The following is a 6,333-nucleotide window of genomic DNA, read 5'->3' as shown; positions in this document are numbered from 1 at the left end:
ACCGTCGACGTAGGCGGTGATCACGTCGGTGATCATGCCCTCGACCTGGCCCTCCATATCGGCACCTTCGAGGATGCGGCGGCGCTCCTCGTAGATGACGGTGCGCTGCTGGTTCATCACCTCGTCGTACTTGAGAACGTTCTTGCGGATCTCGAAGTTCTGCTGCTCGACCTGCGTCTGAGCACTCTTGATGGCCTTGGACACCATCTTGGCTTCGATCGGGACGTCGTCGGGCAGGTTGAGCCGGGTCATGATCGACTCGAGTGCGCCGCCGTTGAATCGACGCATCAATTCGTCGCCGAGCGAGAGGTAGAAACGCGATTCGCCCGGATCTCCCTGACGACCGGAGCGGCCTCGAAGCTGGTTGTCGATACGGCGCGAATCGTGCCGCTCGGTACCGAGGACGTACAGGCCTCCGGCCTCGCGCACGGTATCGGCGTCGGCCTTGACCTGTGCCTTGACCTCTTCCAGCGCAGGCTCCCAGGCGGTCTCGTACTCCTCGGGGGTCTCGACCGGGTCCAAGCCCTGCTTGCGCAGCTCGAGGTCGGCGAGAATGTCCGGGTTGCCGCCGAGTACGACGTCGGTACCACGACCGGCCATGTTGGTCGCCACGGTCACCGCGCCCTGACGACCCGCCTCGGCGATGATCGTCGCTTCCTGCTCGTGGAACTTCGCGTTCAACACGTTGTGCGCGACGCCGCGCTTGGTGAACTGCTTCGACAGGTACTCCGAGCGCTCGACACTCGTCGTGCCGATGAGGACCGGCTGGCCCTTCCCGTGCCGCTCGACGACGTCGTCGACGACGGCGTCGAACTTGGCCTCTTCCGTCTTGTAGATCAGGTCGCCGTTGTCCACTCGGACCATCGGACGGTTCGTCGGAATCGGAATGACGCCGAGGCCGTAGATCTGGTGGAGCTCGGCGGCCTCGGTCTCGGCGGTACCCGTCATGCCCGAGAGCTTGTCGTAGAGGCGGAAGTAGTTCTGCAGAGTGATCGTGGCCAGAGTCTGATTCTCGGCCTTGATCTCCACCTTTTCCTTGGCCTCGATCGCCTGGTGCATGCCCTCGTTGTAGCGGCGTCCCACCAGGATGCGGCCGGTGAACTCGTCGACGATGATGACCTCACCGTCGCGGACGATGTAGTCCTTGTCCTTGGTGTAGAGCTCTTTGGCCTTGATCGCGTTGTTGAGGTAGTTCACCAGCGGCGAGTTGGCGGCCTCGTACAGGTTGTCGATGCCGAGCTGATCCTCGACCAGTTCGACGCCTGCCTCGTGCACACCGATCGTCCGCTTGCGGATGTCGACCTCGTAGTGGGTGTCGACCTTGAGCATCGGCGCGATACGGGCGAACTCTCCGTACCACTTGCTCGACGCGTCGGCCGGTCCCGAGATGATCAGCGGCGTGCGGGCCTCGTCGATGAGGATGGAGTCGACCTCGTCGACGACGGCGAAGTTGTGGCCGCGCTGGACGAGGTCGTCGAGCGAGTGCGTCATGTTGTCGCGCAGGTAGTCGAAACCGAACTCGTTGTTGGTGCCGTAGGTGATGTCCGCGGCGTACGCGGCGCGGCGTTCCACCGGGGTCATGCCGGAGAGGATCACGTCGACCGAGAGACCGAGGAAACGGTGCACGCGGCCCATCCACTCCGAGTCGCGCTTGGCGAGGTAGTCGTTGACCGTCACCACGTGCACACCCTCGCCGGAGATGGCGTTGAGGTAGGCGGGGAGAACACACGTCAGTGTCTTGCCCTCACCGGTCTTCATCTCGGCGATGTTGCCGAAGTGCAGGGCGGCACCGCCCATCACCTGAACGTCGAAGTGTCGCTGCGACAGCACTCGCCAGGACGCCTCACGGGCCACGGCGAAGGCCTCGGGCAGGAGCTGATCCAGGGTCTCGCCTGCGGAGTACCTTTCCTTGAACTCCGCGGTCTTGCCGCGCAGTTCGTCATCGGAGAGGCTCTCGACGTCCGGAGACAGGGTCGAGACGTGGTCGGCGATGCTCTTGAGCCGCTTGACCATGCGACCTTCACCGACACGGAGCAGCTTGGAAAACGACAGCGACGGCACGGGCTTTCTCGTCCTCAATCCTCGGTTCACGGGTACTGGTACGAACAACACTGCATACTGCACGAGCTCACGGGTTCGTCACCACGACTTCTGCGCGGCGGGTAACCCGAACGCGTCCATGGTAGGCGGTGTCGCTGCGAACCCGGCAGCCCGACTATCGGTCGTCGGAGATCGCCGGTCGGCCATTCGGACAACACCGACACAGCACTGCAGGCTCGACGTGCGGATCGAGTCTCCGGTGTCGAGCCTGCAGCGGTGCAAAGATTTCACGGACGGCGAACGTATCGAGCCGTCCCGGGCGGTCCGGTCAGGTGAGTCTGATCAAGCCGTAATCGAAGGCGTGCCGTCGGTACACGACCGAGGGGCGATCGCTTGCGCTGTCGTGGAACAAGAAGAAATCGTGTCCGACGAGTTCCATTTCGTACAGTGCGTCGTCGACGCTCATCGGTGCGGCCGAGTGAATCTTCGTTCGCACGATGTGCCCGGGGCCGCTCTGGTCGTCCTCGAACGAGTCGAGTTTCGTCTCGGGATCGAGTGCCAGCGTGTCGTCCTCGGCGAGTTCGGCAGTGGCCTCGGCGACGGACACGGGCCTCTTCTCGCCGTAGTGGACCTTGCGACGGTCCTTGGTGCGCCGGAGTCTGCTCTCGAGTTTCGACGTCACCGCTTCGAGTGCGGCATAGAAACTGTCGGCACACGCTTCGGCTCGAACGACCGGGCCCTTGCCCTTCGCGGTGATCTCCACGCGTTGACATGCCTTGGCCTGGCGGCGATTTCGTTCGTGCTGCAGTTCGACGTCGAACAGGTAGATGGAGGGATCGAAGCGCTCGAGGCGAGCCAATTTCTCGGAGACGTATATCCGGAAATGATCCGGTATCTCGACGTTGCGGCCCTTGACCACGACGTCCGCATTGCTCTGGGCGGGTTCTTCCGAGGGCTTCTCGTCGAAGAAAACCGAGGCTTGTGAAGGGGTCGTCACGCGTACCTCCCGATATCGGCCACGCCCACTGTTGGACGTGGCAAGTGTGCATGCCGAATGGGGAACCTTCCGGCATCTCGAGTCCGGGGCATCACCTCACATCTGGTCCAGTCGGTGCGTGTCCGCGACGTTAGTCGGTCATCGACTCGTGTGCCACCGTTCACCCCGAATTGGTTGTCGGCGTGTCCCCCTCCCTCGCCGTCACGCACTCGCCACAACCAGCGCGCCGGCCACCGGCACTCCGAAATCGGTTAGCACTCTTGCCGATTCGGCCAACGTGGCGCCGGTGGTGACCACGTCGTCGATCAGTAGAACGGTGAAGTCCGCCGACCCCGTCACACGTTCGCCTGCTCGCGGACGAGTCACCCCGACAGCCTCGATCCGGCCCGCCACGTTGTGCTGGCGTTGCCCGGCCGACAGTCCGACCGAATCGCGGACTCCGCCGGTCATGCGGAGCAACTCGGGAACGAGCACTCGCTCCGGTGCCAACTGTTCGGCAGCGATTCGAGCGCATCGCAGAACGGGATCACCCCCGCGAGCGCGCGCCGCACGAGCCCGAGAGGGCGCGCAGATCAAAATCAGCGAACTCAGCTCGGGTGGATCGATCTCACCCGCGTCGCGAAGATGTCCGACGGCCTCGGCGAGCGCTCGCCCGAAAAGCCGGGCCACCGACCGTCGACCTCGCTCCTTCAGGGCGATCACACCACTGCGGCGCGGCCCGCTGTAGGTGCCCAGGGACCAGCACGGCACACCGGGATCGACGCGTGGCCGAACGACGATGGGCGGGACGAACAGGGCCAGGGAACACACCGGGCACCAGTGCTCCCCCGGCACACCGCATCCGGCGCACTCGAGGGGCACAACCAGATCGAGGAGCGTCCGCATGGATGCAGAGTCTGCCCGGGCCCACCGACAGACATCCGCGGCCGACGTCAGCCGGGCAGAATCGGCACTGCTTTCACTCCGGCCAATCCGGTGACCTCGCGCCAGTACCGGTCGCCGACCGGATCGGCATTGTTGAGGGCGAACACGGCCCGTGCATCGGCCACGTACTCCGTTTCCGGCGAGGCATCGACCGCCAACACCGGAGTGGTCAGATTGCGTGAGGGCAGCGGATCCATCCGGGATCCGTCGACGGTCACCTGGACCACCGGTGTGTCGGTGGCGACCCGCGCGATCACGATGGTGTCGCCGGTACTCCAGTCCAAACTCGTGGCGTCGCTACCGAGTCCGATGGCCACGGCCCTGGGCTCGGTCAGGGAGTACACGCCGGAGGGCTCGCGCACCACCGTCGCCACGTACACGACGCCGTCGACGATGAGCGCCGCTCGCACTCCGTCTCGGGCAAGTCGCAGTTCGGTGATCCGGTTGCCGAGTGTCGTGACGGCGGTGGCCTCGACCGGTATCACCGATACCTGACCGGTGGAAGGATCGCGGGCGGCTCGGATGACGTTGGTGCCGTCGATCACCGCCCACGCCGCGTTGTCGTCGGCCCCCCACGTGGGCCGTGTGATCGATTGTCCCTCCGCTACGGGGAACGCGCCGCCGTCGTAACTTCCGACCATGAGCGTGCTCGACGGCGCAGGGGAAGGCCGTCCGGTATCCGCGACGCCTGCCACGAGTGTGCCGTCGTTGGACAGCGCCACCGAGCGCAGGTTGCGGGCCTGCCCGAAGTACCCGGGAGCGGGAGTGGTCTCCGCTTCGTCGACGCGAAGCAATGTGCCGGACGCGAGTGCGTGCAGTCCGACACTGTCGTCGGTGCTGCCCAGCGGATCGAACGAGTCGACGCCTGCGGTCGTCCACCCGTCGGGCTTGGTGGTGTCGATGGGTTGGCCGTCGGCGAGCAACACGTACGGCCCTGCCACCTCGGCCGAGGCGAGGGTCCAGATCACTTGAGCAGCAAGCAGTTCGCGGTCGCGGTCACCCTTGTTCTGCAGGCCGCCGAAGTCGATCTTGATGCCACCGAGCCCCACCCCCACCTGCGCGGTCTGACCGTCGGCCTTGGTGATGGGCCCGCGAATGCTCACATCCTCGGACAGTTCGTTGCTCACCGCGGCCGACAGCGCCGACTTGGGACCGTCGATGAGCAGCTGCACGAGTTGGTTGGCGAGCTGGTCCTGCGATCCGCTGGTCCACCGGACATCGGGCACGAGCACGCCACCGAGCGGATCGACGAAGTAGAGCGACCGCTGCTGATAGGTGTTGAGAAACGCGGATCGATCGATGACGACGCCGGGCGGCAATTTCGAGATGCGCCACTGCCCGTCCACTCGCGCCATCTCGATCGCGGCGTCGAAGGTGTCCGAGCCGGCCTGGTATTCGCCGCCGGAGGCCAGCATTCCGGCCGTCGCCGAGCGGATCGTGAACTGCGCGGTGTCGGAGGTACGCGGTCCGGACAGGGTGTCGATCCGGTCCGCGACCACGGTGCGTGCGCCGTCGTCCCAGGTTCCCGACGCCTCCTCGGTGAGAAACTGGCGGGCGGCCTGGTGCCGGTTGGCCGAGACGGCGCTGGCCTCGAAGAAGTCGTCCAACAAGCGATCGGGCTCGCGTCCCGGCTCGGGAGCCGGAGCACTCGTGGGCACGGCACCGGCGGTCAAGGTGCCGATGGCCTGGGGGCTGGACGACTCGGGAAGGCTCGCGCATCCGCCGACGAGGGCGACGACGAGCGCGCACATCGCCAGCACGCGGGTGCTGCGACGAAACGATAAGGTCACGTCGCAGGCTCCGACGCGGATGTCCTCGGCGCGGATGTCTTGGGTGCGGTTATCGCGGGAATCGGTTGTCCTTGTGCGAATTTCTTGGTGCTGGGTTTGAGGGGCAGTGGGGATCCGATCACCTTGTGCCCGCGCACGAGCGGCAGGGTGAGTCGGAAGCATGCGCCTTCGCCTACTGCTCCCCACGCTTCGAGCTTACCGTCGTGCAGGCGGGCGTCCTCGACGCTGATCGCCAGCCCCAGGCCGGTGCCGCCGGATCGCCTGACGCGGGAGGGATCCGAGCGCCAGAACCGGTTGAACACCAGCTTCTCTTCTCCTGGTCGCAGACCGACCCCCTGATCGCGCACCACGAATGCCGCCGCATCGGCGTCCGAGCGCAGCCGCAGCAGGACCGGCTTGCCTTCGCCGTGGTCGAGTGCGTTGGCCAGCAGATTGCGCAGAATCCGTTCCACCCGTCGGGGGTCGACCTCGGCGACCACTGCGGTCTCGGGCATGTCGACGATCACTTCGGTACCGGTCTCGCGCGCCAGGTGCCGCACGGTCGACACGGCCGCTCGCGCGCACATGCGCAGGTCGAGCTGC

Annotated in this window: 5 protein-coding genes; all 5 read right to left on the bottom strand. The window is 65.7% G+C overall.

Annotated features, from left to right (window positions below; all coding sequences use genetic code 11):
• Positions 1 to 2,061: preprotein translocase subunit SecA (gene secA, locus RHBS_RS22650; protein ID WP_128646472.1), on the bottom strand; the 2,061-nt coding region annotated here is incomplete at its 3' end.
• Between the two features lie 307 nt (positions 2,062 to 2,368).
• The gene (hpf, locus tag RHBS_RS22645; protein ID WP_128646471.1) at positions 2,369 to 3,037 is read right to left on the bottom strand and encodes a ribosome hibernation-promoting factor, HPF/YfiA family; all 669 of its coding nucleotides are present in this window, start codon (positions 3,035 to 3,037) and stop codon (positions 2,369 to 2,371) included.
• A 201-nt stretch (positions 3,038 to 3,238) separates the two neighbouring features.
• Positions 3,239 to 3,922 carry a ComF family protein gene (locus tag RHBS_RS22640; RefSeq protein ID WP_128646470.1) on the bottom strand — a complete coding sequence of 228 codons (684 nt, stop codon included), beginning with the start codon at positions 3,920 to 3,922 and terminating at the stop codon, positions 3,239 to 3,241.
• 47 nt (positions 3,923 to 3,969) lie between these two features.
• Positions 3,970 to 5,712: an MtrAB system accessory lipoprotein LpqB gene (gene lpqB, locus RHBS_RS22635; protein ID WP_128646473.1), complete on the bottom strand. Its 1,743-nt coding sequence runs from the start codon at positions 5,710 to 5,712 to the stop codon at positions 3,970 to 3,972.
• Positions 5,713 to 5,747: 35 nt separating this feature from the next.
• The coding region (locus tag RHBS_RS22630; RefSeq protein WP_145977572.1) for a cell wall metabolism sensor histidine kinase WalK at positions 5,748 to 6,333 on the bottom strand (586 nt) is incomplete at its 5' end.

Origin of the sequence: Rhodococcus sp. BS-15, from assembly GCF_000813105.1 — a bacterium.
Lineage (GTDB): Bacteria > Actinomycetota > Actinomycetes > Mycobacteriales > Mycobacteriaceae > Rhodococcoides.
The sequence above is the reverse complement of the archived record's forward strand: the minus strand, read 5'-3'. Positions and strand labels throughout refer to the sequence as shown.

Coding starts and splice junctions, on each gene's coding strand:
- RHBS_RS22640 (WP_128646470.1), bottom strand. CDS start 3,922: ATGCGGACGCTCCTCGATCTGGTTGTGCCCCTCGAGTGCGCCGGATGC.
- lpqB (WP_128646473.1), bottom strand. CDS start 5,712: ATGTGCGCGCTCGTCGTCGCCCTCGTCGGCGGATGCGCGAGCCTTCCC.